The 16,018-nt window shown below is 59.3% G+C and carries 11 protein-coding genes; 4 read left to right on the forward strand and 7 right to left on the reverse strand.

Annotated elements, in window-relative coordinates; translation table 11 throughout:
- Position 1: 1 nt before the first annotated feature.
- Complete coding sequence (melA, locus tag FPZ52_RS14250; RefSeq protein ID WP_146366278.1) at positions 2-1,501, forward strand: alpha-glucosidase/alpha-galactosidase; 1,500 nt, start codon at positions 2-4, stop codon at positions 1,499-1,501.
- Between the two features lie 72 nt (positions 1,502-1,573).
- On the opposite strand, the gene FPZ52_RS14255 is transcribed toward melA, so the two are convergent.
- The gene (locus FPZ52_RS14255; RefSeq protein WP_146366279.1) at positions 1,574-5,173 is read right to left on the reverse strand and encodes a hydantoinase B/oxoprolinase family protein; all 3,600 of its coding nucleotides are present in this window, start codon (positions 5,171-5,173) and stop codon (positions 1,574-1,576) included.
- A 109-nt stretch (positions 5,174-5,282) separates the two neighbouring features.
- Here FPZ52_RS14255 and FPZ52_RS14260 point away from each other — a divergent pair, with 109 nt between their 5' ends.
- Genes FPZ52_RS14260 through FPZ52_RS14270 form a run of 3 tightly spaced genes read left to right on the forward strand, consistent with a single transcriptional unit; the run spans position 5,283 to position 8,119 of the window.
- Positions 5,283-6,242 carry a TRAP transporter substrate-binding protein gene (locus tag FPZ52_RS14260; RefSeq protein WP_146366280.1) on the forward strand — a complete coding sequence of 320 codons (960 nt, stop codon included), beginning with the start codon at positions 5,283-5,285 and terminating at the stop codon, positions 6,240-6,242.
- Between the two features lie 48 nt (positions 6,243-6,290).
- Entirely contained in the window at positions 6,291-6,833 is a 543-nt protein-coding gene (locus FPZ52_RS14265; protein WP_146366281.1) for a TRAP transporter small permease, read from the forward strand.
- Positions 6,818-8,119 carry a TRAP transporter large permease gene (locus FPZ52_RS14270; protein ID WP_146366282.1) on the forward strand — a complete coding sequence of 434 codons (1,302 nt, stop codon included), beginning with the start codon at positions 6,818-6,820 and terminating at the stop codon, positions 8,117-8,119. Before FPZ52_RS14265 ends, FPZ52_RS14270 begins: the two co-directional genes overlap by 16 nt.
- A gap of 59 nt (positions 8,120-8,178) precedes the next feature.
- On the opposite strand, the gene FPZ52_RS14275 is transcribed toward FPZ52_RS14270, so the two are convergent.
- The 6 genes from FPZ52_RS14275 to FPZ52_RS14300 all read right to left on the reverse strand — a co-directional run bounded on the left by FPZ52_RS14275 (position 8,179) and on the right by FPZ52_RS14300 (position 16,014).
- A complete protein-coding gene (locus FPZ52_RS14275; protein ID WP_146366283.1) occupies positions 8,179-9,891 on the reverse strand; it encodes a bifunctional sulfate adenylyltransferase/adenylylsulfate kinase in 1,713 nt (570 codons plus the stop codon).
- Between the two features lie 112 nt (positions 9,892-10,003).
- Positions 10,004-11,119: a glycoside hydrolase family 88/105 protein gene (locus tag FPZ52_RS14280; protein WP_146366284.1), complete on the reverse strand. Its 1,116-nt coding sequence runs from the start codon at positions 11,117-11,119 to the stop codon at positions 10,004-10,006.
- Positions 11,116-12,645, reverse strand: a complete 1,530-nt coding sequence (gene pglA / locus FPZ52_RS14285) for a polygalacturonase PglA (RefSeq protein WP_240804471.1) — start codon at positions 12,643-12,645, stop codon at positions 11,116-11,118. Before pglA ends, FPZ52_RS14280 begins: the two co-directional genes overlap by 4 nt.
- A gap of 50 nt (positions 12,646-12,695) precedes the next feature.
- Positions 12,696-13,961, reverse strand: a complete 1,266-nt coding sequence (locus tag FPZ52_RS14290) for an ABC transporter substrate-binding protein (RefSeq protein ID WP_146366285.1) — start codon at positions 13,959-13,961, stop codon at positions 12,696-12,698.
- 17 nt (positions 13,962-13,978) lie between these two features.
- Complete coding sequence (locus FPZ52_RS14295; RefSeq protein ID WP_146366286.1) at positions 13,979-15,109, reverse strand: ABC transporter ATP-binding protein; 1,131 nt, start codon at positions 15,107-15,109, stop codon at positions 13,979-13,981.
- The gene (locus tag FPZ52_RS14300) at positions 15,109-16,014 is read right to left on the reverse strand and encodes a carbohydrate ABC transporter permease (RefSeq protein WP_420851722.1); all 906 of its coding nucleotides are present in this window, start codon (positions 16,012-16,014) and stop codon (positions 15,109-15,111) included. Before FPZ52_RS14300 ends, FPZ52_RS14295 begins: the two co-directional genes overlap by 1 nt.
- Between the last annotated feature and the right edge of the window lie 4 nt (positions 16,015-16,018).

Below are 16,018 nucleotides of genomic sequence, written 5' to 3' on the forward strand. Positions count from 1 at the left end.
CATGACTGACTTCAAGATCTGTATCATTGGCGCTGGCAGCGTCGGCTTCACCAAGAAGCTTGTTTCCGACATCCTGAAAGTGCCGGAATTCGAGAATATCGAAATCGCGCTGACGGATATCAGCGAGCACAACCTCGACATGGTCGCGCAGATCATCCGCCGCATTGTCGATGTGAACGGACTGAAAACAACCGTCACCGCAACCACGGATCGGCGCGAAGCCCTGACCGGCGCGCGCTACATCATGAATTGTGTGCGCATCGGCGGGTTGGAGGCCTTCGCCGACGATATCCGCATCCCGCTGAAATACGGTGTGGATCAATGCGTGGGCGACACCATCTGCGCAGGCGGCATCATGTATGGCCAGCGCGGCATCTCTGCGATGATGGAGTTCTGCAAGGATATCCGCGACGTCGCTGAAACAGACGCGCTGCTTCTGAACTATGCCAACCCCATGGCCATGATGACTTGGGCCGCGATCGACTGCGGCAAGGTCAACACCGTCGGGCTGTGCCACGGCGTGCAAAACGGTCACCGCCAAATCGCGCGCGCGCTTGGCGAGAAGGATCATAGCAAGGTCGACATCATCTGCTCGGGGATCAACCACCAGACATGGTATCTCGATATCCGCTACCAGGGCCGCCAGATCGGGCGCGACGAACTGGTCGAAGCGTTCGAGCGGCACCCCGTCTTTTCCAAACAGGAAAAGGTCCGCATCGATGTGCTGAAGCGGTTCGGATACTATTCGACTGAATCGAACGGTCACCTTTCGGAATACCTGCCCTGGTATCGCAAGCGCCCGGAGGCGATCAATGACTGGATCGATCTGAGCGAGTGGATTCACGGTGAGACCGGCGGTTATCTGCGCTATTGTACCGAGAACCGCAATTGGTTCGAAGAGGACTTCCCGAAGTTCCTCGATGACGCCGGCGTACCGCTTGCCGATTATGAACGCACCGACGAGCATGCCAGCCACATCCTTGAAGCGATGGAAACGGGTCGGGTGTATCGCGGGCATTTCAACGTCAGGAATGGTGGCGTCATCAAGAACCTTCCCGATGACTGCATCATCGAAAGCCCCGGTTTCGTGGACCGTTTCGGGATCAACATGGTCGAAGGGTATGAACTGCCCCAGGCCTGTGCCGCGACCTGCATGGCATCGGTGAACGTGCAGCGCATGAGCGTTCAGGCCGCGATGACGGGCGATGTGGAGTTGCTGAAACAGGCAGTGCTGCATGACCCGCTCGTTGGCGCGATCTGCACACCCGACGAGGTCTGGCAGATGGTCGACGAGATGCTGGTCGCGCAAGCCGATTGGTTGCCACAATACGCCGATGCGATCCCTGCCGCGCGCGAACGACTGAAAAACCCGACGGTGAAGACCCGTGAGTGGTCGGGCGCCGCGCGTCAAACCGTTCGGTCTGTCGAAGAGCTACGCGAGAACCGCGCGCAAAAGGCGAAGTCGGAAGGCCATGGCCTTGGCACCAAGGTGATGAGCTAGCGGCGTCTCCAACCGAAAAGCAGACCGGACGACATGTCACGGTCTGCTCCTTCTCTCGGCAATGTCGCGACGCTAGCGGGGGGAACTCCCCCAACCTCCCCCGCCGGGTGTCAGCAACTCGAAGGCGTCGCCCGCGCGCAGTTCGGCCTGATCATTGCCGCGCAGGACTTCTCGGCTTCCATCGGCCCTGAGTACGGCATTTTCGCCAACCTTGCCGTCGGCACCACCGTCCATGCCCAGCGGCGGAACGACACGGTGCGAACACAGGGTGGTGACGGTGGTGTCGTCGAGAAACCGTAAGACGCGGTGAATGCCATCGCCGCCGCGCCACCGGCCTGCGCCGCCCGACCCCTGGCGGATGCCGAAGCGTTCCAGCCTCACCGGAAAGCGCGTTTCCAGCACCTCGGGATCGGTCATCAGCGTGTTGGTCATGTGGCTGTGAACGCCGCTCGCCCCGTCAAAGCCGGGCCCGGCACCACTGCCGCCGGCGATGGTCTCATAGTTCTGGAAGCGGTCATTGCCCCATGCGAAGTTGTTCATGGTCCCTTGCGACCCGGCAATCACCCGTAGCGCACCGAACAGACAATCGGCGATCGCCTGGCTGACTTCGGTGTTTCCCGCAATCACGGCGGCAGGGTATTCCGGATTGATCATCGACCCTTCGGGCAGGACCAGCTTCAGCGGCTTCAGGCAGCCCTCGTTCAGCGGTATGTCGCGTCCGACAAGCGTGCGGAACACATACAACACCACCGCCTTCACGATGGATCGCGGCGCGTTGTAATTTCCGGCCTGTTGATCCGACGTGCCCGTAAAGTCGATCACCGCCTCGCCCGCGTCCTTATCGACGCGCACCTTGACCTTTATCTGCGCACCGTCATCCAGCGGATAGGTAAATTCGCCATCGGCCAGCCCGTCGATCACCTGCCGGACCGAGGCTTCAGCGTTGTTCTGCACGTGGCGCATATAGGCCAGCACGGTATCGAGGCCGAAATTGTCGATCATCTTATGGACTTCGCGGATGCCGGTGGCATTCGCCGCGATCTGTGCTTCCAGATCGGCCATATTCTGATCGATATTGCGGCACGGATAGGGACCGGAGCCCAGCAATTCCCTTGTCTTCTCATCCCGCAACTTGCCGGCCTCGACCAGCTTGAAGTTGTCGATCAGCACACCTTCTTCGTCGATATGCGTGCTGTCGGGGGGCACCGATCCGGGGGTTTTGCCGCCGATATCCGCGTGATGACCCCGTGACCCGACATAGAACAGGATCTCCGTCCCGTTCTTGTCGAAGACAGGTGTCACCACGGTCACATCGGGCAGATGCGTTCCACCGTTGAACGGCGCGTTCAGCATGAAAACATCACCCGGCTGCATGTGGCCTTCGTTAAGTTGTGCAACCGTGCGGATGGAATCCGACATGGACCCCAAATGCACCGGCACATGCGGCGCGTTGGCGACCAAATTGCCTTCCGCATCGAACAGCGCACAGGAAAAATCCATCCGCTCCTTGATGTTCACAGAATAGGCGGTGTTGGCGAGCGTTGCGCCCATCTGTTCGGCGATGGACATGAACAGGTTGTTGAACACCTCCAGCATCACGGGATCGGCTTGGGTGCCGACGGCGTGTTGCGTCTTGCGCTCTTCAACCCGTTCAAGGATGAGGTTGCCCGCGTCGTCGATCTGCCCGGCCCAGCCCGGTTCGATGATGTTGGTTCCAATGCGCTCGGAGATGATCGCGGGGCCGTTCACCCTGAACCCGGCAGCCAGACCCTCGCGCTGGAACAACGGCACATCGCGTCGCATCCCATCCAGATGCACCGCCAGCCGATCCGTTGCATCGGCAGTGCCACCTTCTGGCGCGGGCGCAACGAAATCGTCGGTCCGACCGATGGCTTCCACCGTCAACATCTCGAACACCAGTGCACGACCCTCAGGGATAAACCCGAAGCGCTGTTTGTGGGCATCATTGAAATCGCGCGTCATCTGGTCGGCGTCGGAGACATCGACCTCAAGGCTTTGATGCGAGCCGGGAAAGCGCAGATGCGCACGGCGCCGCAGGTTAATCCGATCTTCGGCAATCCCCTGGCCAGCGACTTCGCGCACCGCCGCGTCGCCCATCTCGTCGAGTTCCCGTTCGGCTGCCTGAAGGTCATCGAGCGGATGGTCGAATTGAGCTTCGCGCATCGCGCGGATCTCGGCCAGCCCCATGCCAAACGCCGACAGCACACCCGCATAGGGATGCACGAATACCCGTGTGATCCCCAGCGCATCGGCCACGAGACAGGCATGCTGTCCACCCGCACCGCCAAAGCAGTTCAGCGTGTAGCGGGTCACGTCATAACCGCGCTCGACGCTGATCTTCTTGATGGCCTGCGCCATGTTCTGAACGGCAATCCGAAGGAAGCCCTCAGCAGTCTCTTCGGCGCTCAACGGCTCGGCGCCTGTTGCGTCTGCTATTTCATCCGCAAGCGCAGCAAATTTTTCGCGCACGACACCGATATCCAAAGGCTGGTCGCCATTTGCCCCAAAGACATGTGGAAAATGATCCGGCGACAGCTTGCCGAGCATGACATTGCAATCGGTCACGGTCAGAGGCCCCCCACGACGGTAGCACGCCGGTCCGGGGTCTGCGCCCGCGCTTTCTGGCCCGACCTGATAGCGCCCTTCCCGGAATGACAGGATGGAGCCCCCGCCCGCCGCGACCGTGTGGATATGCATCATCGGCGCGCGCATGCGTACACCCGCGACCTCGGTTTCGAACGACCGCTCGTAGTCACCCGCATAGTGGCACACATCCGTTGATGTGCCGCCCATATCGAAACCTATCAGCTTGTCAAAGCCCGCAGCACCTGCCGTACGTACCATACCGACAACCCCGCCAGCGGGGCCTGACAGAATCGCGTCACGTCCCTGAAACAGCTTGGCATCGGTCAGGCCGCCATTCGATTGCATGAAGAACAGCCGCTCGCACTGGCCACCATCCACGTCGAGCGCCGTGGCCACGCGATCCACATAGCGGCGCAGGACAGGCGACAGATAGGCATCGACAAGCGCCGTATCGCCACGACTGATCAGCTTGATAAGGCGGCTCGTTTCATGGCTGGGCGTGATCTGCGTGAACCCAACCCCGCGCGCAATCTCGGCAGCACGCGCCTCATGAACCGGATTCATGTAGCCATGCATGAAGGCGATGGCGACAGAGCGCAGCCCCTTGTCATAGGCCGCTTGAAGCGCAGCGCGCGTAGCATCCTCGTTCAACGGCGTCAGGATCTCGCCGTTGGCATCAAGGCGCTCCGGCACCTCGGCAACCTCGGAATAAAGCTGTTCTGGCAGCCGGATATGCAGATCAAACAGCTTTGGACGGGCCTGTGTTCCGATACGCAGAAGATCGGCAAAACCGTCTGTAATCAGAAGCAGCGTCGGTTCACCCTTACGTTCCAGCAATGCGTTGGTGGCAACCGTCGTCCCCATTTTTACAGCTTCGATCGACCCTTCGCCATGCTCGGACATCAATCTGCGAATCCCTTCGACCGCTGCGTCTTGGTAATGATCAGGCGCTTCGGACAGCAGCTTGATCGTATGCAGCGTTCTGTGAGGGCTACGACCCACGAGATCCGTAAAAGTACCACCACGGTCCACCCAGAATTGCCATTTTTCTGTGCTTTCGCCCATCTCACAGCCCCTGCCGGTAAGAAAACTGTTGCTTTCGTCTCAGAACGTTTGCATTTTGTCAACGTTATATCAACGAAGTCGGAAGCCGACATAACAGGGAGTCGAAATCATGCTTCGCAGCGCGCTTACTTTGACAGCCATGCTGACCGCCACCACGGCGATTGCAGAAAAATGGGATATGCCAACGCCTTACGGAGATTCCACTTTCCACACGCAGAATATCATCCAGTTCGCGGATGATCTGCGCGAGGCGACTGAAGGCCAAATCGACATCACCGTCCACTCGGCCGGATCGTTGTTCCCGCACGGAGAAATCAAGAACGCCGTCCGCTCGCGCCAGGTCCCGCTGGGTGAGTTCTTCCTCTCCACGCTTTCCAATGAAGATCTGGCGTACGGCATGGACAGCCAGCCCTTCCTTGCGACCAGCTACGACGACGCCGCGAAGCTGTGGGACGCCCAGAAACCAGTCATAACCGACTTGTTGGCGGAGCAGGATCTGATGCCGCTCTTTTCCGTCGCGTGGCCAGCGCAGGGACTTTACACCAACGGCGAGATTACCACCGTCGATGATTTGAACGGCCTGCGCTTCCGTGCCTATAACGCCGCGTTGGAAGAATTCGCTTCGCTCGCCGGTGCTGCGCCGGTTCAGGTCGAAGCGCCAGACATTCCGCAGGCCTTCAGCACCGGCCAGATCGATGCGATGATCACGTCGCCATCCACGGGTGCGAATTCCACCGCCTGGGATTTCGTCAGCCACTATTCGCCGATCAACGCGTGGGTGCCCAAGAACATCGTCGTCATCAACAAGCGCGTGTTCGACGGGCTGAGCGAAGAACAGCAGCAAGCCGTTCTCGACGCCGCGACCACCGCAGAAACGCGCGGCTGGGATATGTCGAGGGAAGAAACCGACAGCAAAACCGCTGAACTGTCCGACAACGGCATGACCGTTTATGATCCGAGCGACGAACTGGTCAGCGGGCTGCAATCCATTGGCACCGAAATGCTGACCACTTGGGAAGCCAATGCCAGTGATCAGGCCAAAGCCGTTCTGGACGCCTATCAACAGTAAGCAACAGGGCGGGGTCGTCCTTGGCCCTGCCCGCCGTGGAGTATCATCATGCGACATGCCCTTGAGTGGCTGTATCGAGCATCCGGGGCGGTTGCCGCAGCATGTATCGTCGCGATCTGTTTGCTCGTGTCGGCGCAAATCCTTTTGAACATCATCGCGCGCGTTATGGGGCCGGGCTGGTCATGGACCATCCCGTCCTATGCGGATTTTGCAGGCTACATGCTCGCCAATGCAAGTTTTCTGGCGCTGGCCTGCACCCTGCGTGAAGGCGGGCATATCCGCGTGACCTTGCTTACCCGTCGTCTGCCACTGCGCGGAGCATGGATGACGGAAATCACAGCGCTTGGCTTGGGCCTTGGTTTGTCCCTGTATGCTCTGCGCTATCTTGTGGCGCTTGTGGCCGAGAGTCTGCGCTACGGTGATAAGTCGACTGGTATCGTGGCCATACCGCTGTGGATACCTCAAACCGGAGTCACAATCGGTATCGGTGTCCTGTGCCTCGCCCTGGCACACACGCTATACGACGCGCTTCGCACTCGAAAACCACAACTCGTCGACGCGGAGAAGCCTGACCTATGCCCGACCCATTGATCGCGCTTATCCTGCTGGCACTGATGATCGGCCTTCTCTCGCTGGGCGTTTGGGTTGCGCTGGCGCTTTTCATTGTCGGCCTGTTTGCCATCATCGCTTTCGCCAACCCGCCCGCAGGACTCGTACTGGCGACGACCATGTGGGGGCACAGTCATAGCTGGGCGCTCGCCGCGCTGCCATTGTTCATTCTGATGGGCGAAATCCTTCTGCGGTCGCGATTGTCCGGCGACATGTTCTCTGGCCTTGCGCCTTGGCTGTCTCGTGCACCGGGTCGGTTGTTGCATGTCAACGTCCTGGGCTGCGCCATCTTCGCCGCCGTGTCCGGGTCATCCGCTGCAACCGCCGCCACGATCGGGCGTATGTCCATCCCCGAACTGCGCGCGCGCGGATACCCCGAAGGATTGATCCTTGGCACTCTGGCGGGGTCGGCAACGCTGGGCCTGCTTATCCCGCCCTCGATCATCCTGATTGTCTACGGCGTCGCGACAGAGCAATCCATCGCCCGCCTGTTTGTGGCTGGTATTCTTCCAGGGTTGATGCTGGTTGGGTTGTTCTTCGGTTATGTCGCCATTCGCGCCCTGATGAACCCTGACCTGATCCCGCAAGCAACCGAACATTCCGGTTTCAAGGAAAAGATCAGAGCCTCTCGGAGGCTGACCCCCGTCGCACTGTTGATCCTTGGCGTGATCGGATCGATCTATACGGGTATCGCGTCGCCCACGGATGCCGCCGCTTTAGGCGTTGTGTTGGCCACGATACTGGCTTTCGCATCCGGTGACTTCACATGGGCCGAGATGCGTGAGGCCCTGATGGCGGCCACCAAGACGTCCTGCATGATCGCCTTCATCCTCGCAGGTGCGGCTTTCCTGTCCATAGCGATGGGCTTCACCGGCTTGCCGCGCAACCTTGCCAGTTGGATCAGCACACTCGGCCTGTCTGCCCCTGCCCTGCTCGCGGCCCTCACGGTGTTCTTCGTCGTGCTGGGCTGTTTTCTTGACGGGATTTCCGTGGTTGTTCTGACAACCTCGATCATCATGCCCATGGTTCAAGCCGTCGGAATCGACCCGTTATGGTTCGGAATCTATCTGGTGATCGTGGTAGAGATGAGCCAGATCACGCCACCCGTGGGCTTCAACCTGTTCGTGATCCAAGGGCTGACAGGCATCGACATTCTGCGCATTGCCAAAGCTGCGGTGCCGTTCTTCCTGTTGCTTGTACTGGGCGTCGTCCTGATTACCGTCTTCCCGGAAATCGTCACCACGCTGCCCGACGCCATGGCAAACTGATCACGCCCGGCCAGCGAAAGGGAAACGGGCGGAAGAATGGCCTTCCGCCCGATGTCCAACTAGTGGGTTGTACCGATCAGGCCCATACCCTCAAGCTTCAGCAGAACCTGCTGCGCGCAATAGTCGACTTCGGTGTTCTCCGTGTCGATGGCCAGTTCCGGGTTCTCGGGCACATCGTAAGGGTCGGAAATGCCGGTGAATTCCTTGATCTTGCCTTCGCGCGCCAGCTTGTACAGCCCCTTGCGGTCGCGGCGTTCGCATTCTTCGATCGAGGTCGCAACATGGACTTCAACGAACGCACCAAATTGCTCGACGTCTTCCCGCACGGCCCGGCGGGTCGCCGCATAGGGCGCGATGGGCGCACAGATCGCAATACCGCCGTTCTTGGTGATTTCGGACGCAACATAGCCGATACGACGGATGTTGATGTCACGGTGCTCCTTGGAGAAGCCAAGTTCCTGGCTCAAATGCTTGCGGACAATGTCACCATCCAGCAGAGTCACTGGGCGACCGCCCATCTCCATCAGCTTCACGCGCAGCGCGTTTGCGATAGTGGATTTTCCCGACCCTGAGAAACCGGTGAAGAACACGGTAAAGCCCTGCTTCGCGCGCGGCGGCTTGGTCCGGCGCAGCTCTTTCACGACTTCTGGGAAGGAAAACCAGTCGGGGATTTCCAGACCCTCGGCCAGACGGCGACGCAATTCCGTGCCTGAGATATTCAGAACGGTCACGCCCTCTTCGATCTCGTCCGCCGGTTCGTACTGGGCGCGTTCCTGCACATAGACCATGTGCTTGAAGTCGACCATTTCGATGCCCATCTCGTCCTGATGCTTGCGGAACAGGTCCTGCGCATCATAGGGGCCGTAGAAATCTTCGCCTGCAGAGTTCTTGCCGGGGCCGGCATGGTCACGTCCCACGATGAAATGCGTGACACCGTGGTTTTTACGGATCAGCCCGTGCCACACGGCTTCGCGCGGACCGGCCATACGCATGGCAAGGTTCAGCAGGCTCAGCGTCGTAGTGGCCTGCGGGTACTTGTCCAGCACAGCCTCGTAGCAGCGCACACGGGTAAAATGGTCCACATCGCCCGGCTTGGTCATGCCCACGACGGGGTGGATCATCAGGTTGGCCTGCGCTTCCTTGGCAGCCCGGAAGGTCAGTTCCTGGTGCGCGCGGTGCAGGGGGTTGCGGGTCTGGAACGCGACGATGCGGCGCCAGCCGAGCTTGCGGAAAAAGGCGCGCAACTCGTTAGGCGTGTTGCGGCGCGCGCGGAAATCGTAATGCACCGGTGCCTGAATGCCCGTCACCGGGCCGCCCAGATAAACGGAGCCCGCAACATTGTGCAGATAGTTCACCGCCGGATGCGCGATATCGTCTGCACCGAAGACCTTTTCGGCTTCGTTCGACTTGTTCGGCACCCATTTGTCGGTGACGTTCATCGTGGCTAGGATCACGCCTTCGGCATCGCGCAGCGCGATGTCCTGACCGATCTCGACGCTGTCGGCAAAGTCCTGCGTCACATCGAGGTTGATAGGCATTGGCCACAGCGATCCGTCCGCCAGACGCATGTTCTCGACGACGCCGTTATAATCTTCTTCCGACAGAAAGCCCTTCAGCGGGTTGAAGCCGCCATTCATCAAAAGTTCCAGATCGCAAAGCTGACGTGGCTTCAGATCCCAAGACGTCAGATCTGCGGCTTCGCGCTTCAGCTTCTGCGCGCTTTCGTATGAAACATATAATTCCGGAACGGGAGAATGCTGCGTCAGGGTCATTGCGGCCTGCCTTGTCGATTTCAATCCGCCGCGTCTGTAGCAGCAGTTTTCCCGGATAACAAAGGGGCATAGACAGGTAGGGACAGATTTGCCACAAACCGCCAATCAAGGCCTATTGCGCCGCCGTCGTAATCCTGTTGGAAGCGTTCGCAATCAACCACTCGGCATGCGCCATCATGAGCGGACCGACACCTTTTGAATCGTCACTCACGATGGGTTCACTGAGATAGTATTCCGGTGTGCCGTCGCGATAGACGCCCGAGAAGCCCCCGAGCCCCCCGACAAGGCAGATGTTCTTCATCGCCAGCACGTCACTACTTTTGTCGCGCGATAGATAGCGGGCCTCGATTTCTTCCAATGCGCGACTTCCAGCGCCCTCGGTATCGCGCCGCAAACCGTCCCGATCCGCCCGCTGCAACGCGTAGGCAAACATTGCAGAGGCACTTGTTTCCACGTAATTACTTTCCAGGTCCGGTTGATCAATAACTTGCAGCCACAGCCCGCCGGATGTGCGCAAACCGACAATTTCATCCAGCAAACCGGTTGCCCGACCCTGCAATCCGCTTCGAACAGCCCGCTCAGACCCGATCAGCGCACAGCAATCGACGAGGGCCATCGCCAGCCAGCCAATCGCACGCGCCCAATGGCTGGCTGACAGGCCAGAGACCCGATCTGACCAGCCTTGGTCCCGGCTTTCATCATAGCCATGTGCATAAAGTCCCTGCCCTGTCGATGTCAGGTCCAGCGCCCGAACGAGTTGCGCGATTGCGTCATCAATCAGCGCATCGTTGTCCGTCAATTGTCCGTACTCGATCTGAAACGGCAGCCCCATGTAAAGTCCGTCCAGCCACACCTGCCAAGGATAACGCTTCTTGTGCCAGTAGTTCCCCGCATCTGTTCGCGGATGTGAGGCCAGTTGCGACGCCAGTAGATCTGCTGCCTTCCGGTATTTCTGGTCACCAGTCTGTTCGAGCAAGAAGAACAGCACGCGACCCGCAAGGATGTGGTCGATGTTGAACTCATCGACACTGTAACCATCGAGTGAACCATTCGCCGCGATCTGCCCATCCGTCAGACGCAACAGGTGATCCAGCCAACGTTGATTTCCAGTCGCTTTAGAAAGGCTTTCCAACCCTCTGTAAACGCATCCATCTTCATAGCACCACGAGCCGCCCTTGTAGTATCTGTAGTCCCGCGCATAGCCATCGAAATATTCAAGCGGGGTCATTGGGCGGCTCCTTCGAAGCTTTCGGTCGTCATGGTGATATTGCTGTGGTCTACGTCTATTTGGACCCATTCCGCGACGATGCCCGCATGCCGCAGATCGGGAACGCGCTCGGCCATCAAGGCAGGTCCGGGCTTGGCGTCAGCAGCATAGCTCACAGCCAGGTTGCGGATGGAAATGTCACGGATCGGGGCCTCCGGCAGGCCGAGCGCGGCCACGGCGACCAAGTGCAAATCGGCGATCTGGACATCTTCGATCCGGATGTCGCGTATCTGCGGCGTCAGATCGGAAACGGCGGCCGGACAGCGCGACTGCACCCATTCATCGTGGCCATCCGGGTCGCAGAAATAGAACGCGTTGAGTGTAACTGCGGCATACACCCCTTTCATGCTGACGCGCCGGAAGCGGATGGTCGACACTTCGCCGCCACGCCCGCGCCGTGTTTTCACGCGGAGCCCACGGTCGGTGTCGCGCATTTCGCAATCCTCTACCGTGATGTCGTGTATTCCGCCGCTCATCTCGGATCCCAGGACCACGCCACCATGACCACGTTCCATCAGGCAATGACGGATTGTCACATCGCGCGTCGGTGCAAGATGATCGCCGTTGCCACGCATGTCCCGCTTGCCGGATTTGATCGCTATGCAGTCGTCGCCCACGGAAAAACGCACGCCTTCGATCAGCACCCCCTCGCAGCTTTCCGGGTTCAACCCATCGGTATTGGGGCTGACGGTAGGATTATCGATGGTCAGGGCTGTCGCGGTCAGCGATGCGCATCCCTGCGGATGCACGGTCCAGGATGGCGAATTGCATATTGTCGGCCCTAACAGGGTGACGTTTTTGCAGCCGATCAGATGAATGGTCCGCGGGCGCCTTGCCCCGTCGCGGGTTTCCTTCGGCCAACTCCACCAATCGCCGCGATCGCCACCGCCGTCGATCGTCCCTGGCCCCGCTATCACGAGGTTCTGAGCATCGATGGCCGTCACCAGCGCAGCAAAACAGGTTTCCGGCAATCCTTCCCACGACCCGAGCATGCGCCCTGCCTCATCATGTGCCGGCAACTTGACCCAGCCGCCGCGCGCTCCGACAGCGCGCAGTTCGGCTCCTGCACAAAGTTCCAGCGTCATGTCGGATTTCAAGAAAACCGGCCGCGTCCACCAGATGCCCGAGGATACACGCAGGGTTCCGCCTGGTGGCACCGCCTCTATCGCCGCCGCGATTGCGCTGGAATTGTCTGCCGCATCCTGGCGTGCGCCGAAATCGGCTATGTCGATCAACCCCGCACAAGGTGCGGTGCGAAATTTAAACGGTGCAAACCCTGTCACCGCAATATGGTACTCGGTGTCGGGCCTCAGATCATGAATCGCCAGAACTGCTGTCGTCGCATGACCCGATGCGATGGGTTCGCCACCTTTCTCGAGCACCCAGTCCGCTGGCGCCGGCAGGAAGTAACGTGCGCCGGTGACAGCAAGGCGCAAGGATATAGATCGCGCCGACCGGGCGATGCAGTGCAGTTCTGACATTATCATATGTATTGTCCCGCAGGGGTGCCGCGGTAGCGAACCACCGCGGTTACGTCTTACGAACTGAAGTCTTCGAGCGCGTCGTTGACACCATCGATGATTTCCTGCGCCGCTTCTTCGGACGACACCTCGCCATATGCGAACAATTCCAGCGTATCCTGGAACGCTGCGCGCACTTCGGGGTGTTCGTTGAAGGGCGATACCGTCGGGCCAGTACCGTCCATGATGATACTATTCGCTTCGATCAGAACCGGATCAATTGCGCCAGCCTCCGAAAGCTGCGTCGCGGCCGCTTTCGATGCGGGCAGACCACGCGTATCACCCAGCGCGCTTACACCTTCGGGTTCATTCATCAGGCAGTTCACGATCTGCGCCGCCGCTTGTGGGTCGTCCGAATTCCTGGAGACCGCAAAGACCATGGATGGCTTGCGGTAAACGCCCTCGGTTACGGCACCTTCTACCTGAAGCAGCTTCACGGGAACCAGTTCCTGACCCTCATCCATCGGGTCGGAGTATTTGAAATAGGTCGAATCCCACTCATAGGAACCGCCGATTTCACCATTCGCCCAACGAGGATTTTCGTGCAGCGCGACATTGCCTTCGGATGCCGCATCTTTCCAGGACCGGATCACGCCCTGATCAACAAGGTTCTGATAGAAGTCGATGGCAGACGCCAGTTCGTCCGCGGTCCAGGCAACCGTGTTGCTTGCCGGATCAATCAGATCCTTGCCGGTCTGCTGCGTCGCAATCAGCGAAACGGTCAGCACCGCATTCAGAGTGGACGCATCGTAGGGATAGTAGTCCTCGCCCAGGTTTTCCTTGAAAGCAGGCGACGCAGCGATCAATTCTTCCCAGTTGGTCGGCAACTCAACGCCGGCTTTGTCAAAGCTGGTCTTGTTGAACATGAACACGCGACCCGTGGTCGAGACCGGCAGCCCGTTCAGCTTGCCGTTCATGGTCGCCGCAGCAAGTTGGCCTTCGGTCCAGTTGCTCAAGTCGATCGTGTCGGAGAGTTCGGCCAGATCGGCAAATCCGTCGCCATTGATCGAGAAGATCGGCAACCACGGCCAGTTGACCTGCATGATGTCGGCTTCGGTACCGCCCGCAAGCTGCGTGGACAGCTTTTCGAGATGCCCGGAGAAACCTGTGAACTCGGGCGAGATCGTGTGCCCGTGTTTCTCGCCACAGATTTTCAAAGCCTCTTGCGTGGCAGTGTGACGGCTGTCGCCACCCCACCAGCTCATACGCAGATCGGCAGCTTGTGCGCCTTGCGTCAGGCCCAACGCGAACAATGTCGCGAGTGCTGTCATCGAATATTTCATTATTCTTCCTCCCTTGGTTACGTGATGGATGCGAGAGACAGGTTGTGGCCTTCCTCTCGGTCGAAAACATGCAAGCGCGGTCCGAGCGGGCGCAGGGCCACCCGGTCGCCTCGCTCCGTCTTGCGGTCATAGGTTTCACTGGGGATCACGGCGATGAAGGCATGATCGCCGATGCGCACATGCAAATAGACTTCGTGCCCCATGAATTCGATGGCGGACACCGTGCCTACAAGCGCATCAGGTGTTCCCAGTTCCACCCGTTCCAGATGCTGCGGGCGGATGCCCATTGTCACCGGCCCGTCCTTGGCTTTGAGCCGCGGTGCAAGACCATCGGGCACCCGGATCGTTTGCCCTGCGACAGTCAGTGCTGGCGCATCTGTTGCAGCGTCGGTCAGCACTGCGTCGCATAAATTCATCTCCGGTGTGCCGATGAAGCCGCCGACAAAGGCGTTTGCAGGGCGCTCATACAACGTGACCGGATCGGCCACCTGCATGATGTGCCCGTCTTTCATGACGCAGATCCGGTCCCCCATAGTCATGGCCTCGGTCTGGTCATGTGTGACATAGATGACGGTCGCGGGGCGGCCTTCGTCTTTCAGGCGGCGATGCAGATCCGTGATCCGGACGCGCATCGAGGCGCGCAGCTTCGCATCGAGATTCGACAGCGGTTCATCGAACAGGAAGACCTGCGGCTTCTTGATCAGCGCGCGCCCCACAGCGACACGTTGCGCCTGCCCGCCTGAAAGCTGCTTGGGAAGACGATCCAGCAACTCCTCGATTTCAAGAATGCCGGACACATCGCTCGTTGCCTGCTCGATCTCGGGTTTCGGGCGGCGTTTCAGCCGCAACCCGAAGCTCAGATTATTGCGCACCTTCATATGCGGATAGAGCGCATAATTCTGGAACACCATCGAAATGCCGCGCTTGCCGGGCACCAGGTCATTGACCACCCGGTCGCCGATCCGGATTTCGCCTCCAGTGACCGTTTCCAAACCCGCGATCATCCGCAACGTGGTGGATTTCGCGCAGCCGGAAGGCCCGACCAGAACCATGAACTCCCCGTCACGGACTTCCAGATTGATGCCGTGCACCGCTTTGAAGTGGTTGGCATAGACCTTTTCGATGTTCTTGAGTTGAAGTTGCGCCATCAGCCTTTGACTCCCCCGGCAGAGATGCCTTCGATGAAATATTTCTGCGCCAGGAAGAACACGACCAGCGCGGGTGTGATTGCGAGGACGGACATTGCCAGAATGCGGTTCCATTCAAATGCCTCGGTGGTGTCGATGGACAGCTTCAGCGCAAGGCTGATGGGATACTTGTCGACCGACGAGATATAGATCAGCGGACCGAGGAAATCGTTCATCGTCCACATGAACTGGAACAGGCAGACCGAGATGATCGCAGGTTTCAAAAGCGGAACGACAATGAAGATCAGGGTCTGGAAGGTGTTGGCACCGTCCACACGGGCCGCTTCCTCCATGTCGCGCGGGATCGCGCGAAGGAACTGCACCAGCATGAAGACGAAGAACGCGTCACCCGCCAGCGCCGAAGGCACCCACAGCGGCAGGAAGCTGTCCAACCAGCCGATATCACGAAATAACAGGTACTGAGGAATACGCGTGACGACATTGGGCAGAAGAAGCGTTGCGATCAGCGTCGCGAACAGGATCTTCTTACCCGGAAAATCGAAGCGCGCGAAACCATATGCGACCGCCGTGCAACTGATCGCCGTGCCGATCGTTTTCGGCAGGATGATCAGGAAAGTGTTCCAGAAGAACCGCCCGAACGTGTAGGGCGTCGAGGTTTCCCAGCCCTTGATGTAGCCATCCAGCGTTGGTTTGCTTGGCCAGAAACCGGGGCTCGCGAAGATTTCCGAGTTGGTTTTGAACGACGCGCCGACCAGCCACACCAACGGGTAAAGCATGATCAACCCTACGAGGGTTAGAACGGTGTAGCGGATGACCGCGTTGAACTTTTGCTGGCGCTGTTGACGAAGTTGAAAATCGTCCAGTTCGCGTGGCGCGGCAGCGTTCATTTCAGTAGTAGCAACCATCGTC

Source organism: Qingshengfaniella alkalisoli, from assembly GCF_007855645.1.
GTDB classification, from domain to species: Bacteria; Pseudomonadota; Alphaproteobacteria; order Rhodobacterales; family Rhodobacteraceae; genus Qingshengfaniella; species Qingshengfaniella alkalisoli.

Excerpts from the sequence above, each read along its gene's own strand:
- FPZ52_RS14255 (WP_146366279.1), bottom strand. The coding sequence starts at position 5,173 with ATGGGCGAAAGCACAGAAAAATGGCAATTCTGGGTGGACCGTGGTGGT.
- FPZ52_RS14270 (WP_146366282.1), top strand. The coding sequence starts at position 6,818 with ATGCCCGACCCATTGATCGCGCTTATCCTGCTGGCACTGATGATCGGC.
- FPZ52_RS14260 (WP_146366280.1), top strand. The coding sequence starts at position 5,283 with ATGCTTCGCAGCGCGCTTACTTTGACAGCCATGCTGACCGCCACCACG.
- FPZ52_RS14300 (WP_420851722.1), bottom strand. The coding sequence starts at position 16,014 with ATGGTTGCTACTACTGAAATGAACGCTGCCGCGCCACGCGAACTGGAC.
- FPZ52_RS14280 (WP_146366284.1), bottom strand. The coding sequence starts at position 11,119 with ATGACCCCGCTTGAATATTTCGATGGCTATGCGCGGGACTACAGATAC.
- pglA (WP_240804471.1), bottom strand. The coding sequence starts at position 12,645 with ATGATAATGTCAGAACTGCACTGCATCGCCCGGTCGGCGCGATCTATA.
- FPZ52_RS14265 (WP_146366281.1), top strand. The coding sequence starts at position 6,291 with ATGCGACATGCCCTTGAGTGGCTGTATCGAGCATCCGGGGCGGTTGCC.
- FPZ52_RS14275 (WP_146366283.1), bottom strand. The coding sequence starts at position 9,891 with ATGACCCTGACGCAGCATTCTCCCGTTCCGGAATTATATGTTTCATAC.
- FPZ52_RS14290 (WP_146366285.1), bottom strand. The coding sequence starts at position 13,961 with ATGAAATATTCGATGACAGCACTCGCGACATTGTTCGCGTTGGGCCTG.
- FPZ52_RS14295 (WP_146366286.1), bottom strand. The coding sequence starts at position 15,109 with ATGGCGCAACTTCAACTCAAGAACATCGAAAAGGTCTATGCCAACCAC.
- melA (WP_146366278.1), top strand. The coding sequence starts at position 2 with ATGACTGACTTCAAGATCTGTATCATTGGCGCTGGCAGCGTCGGCTTC.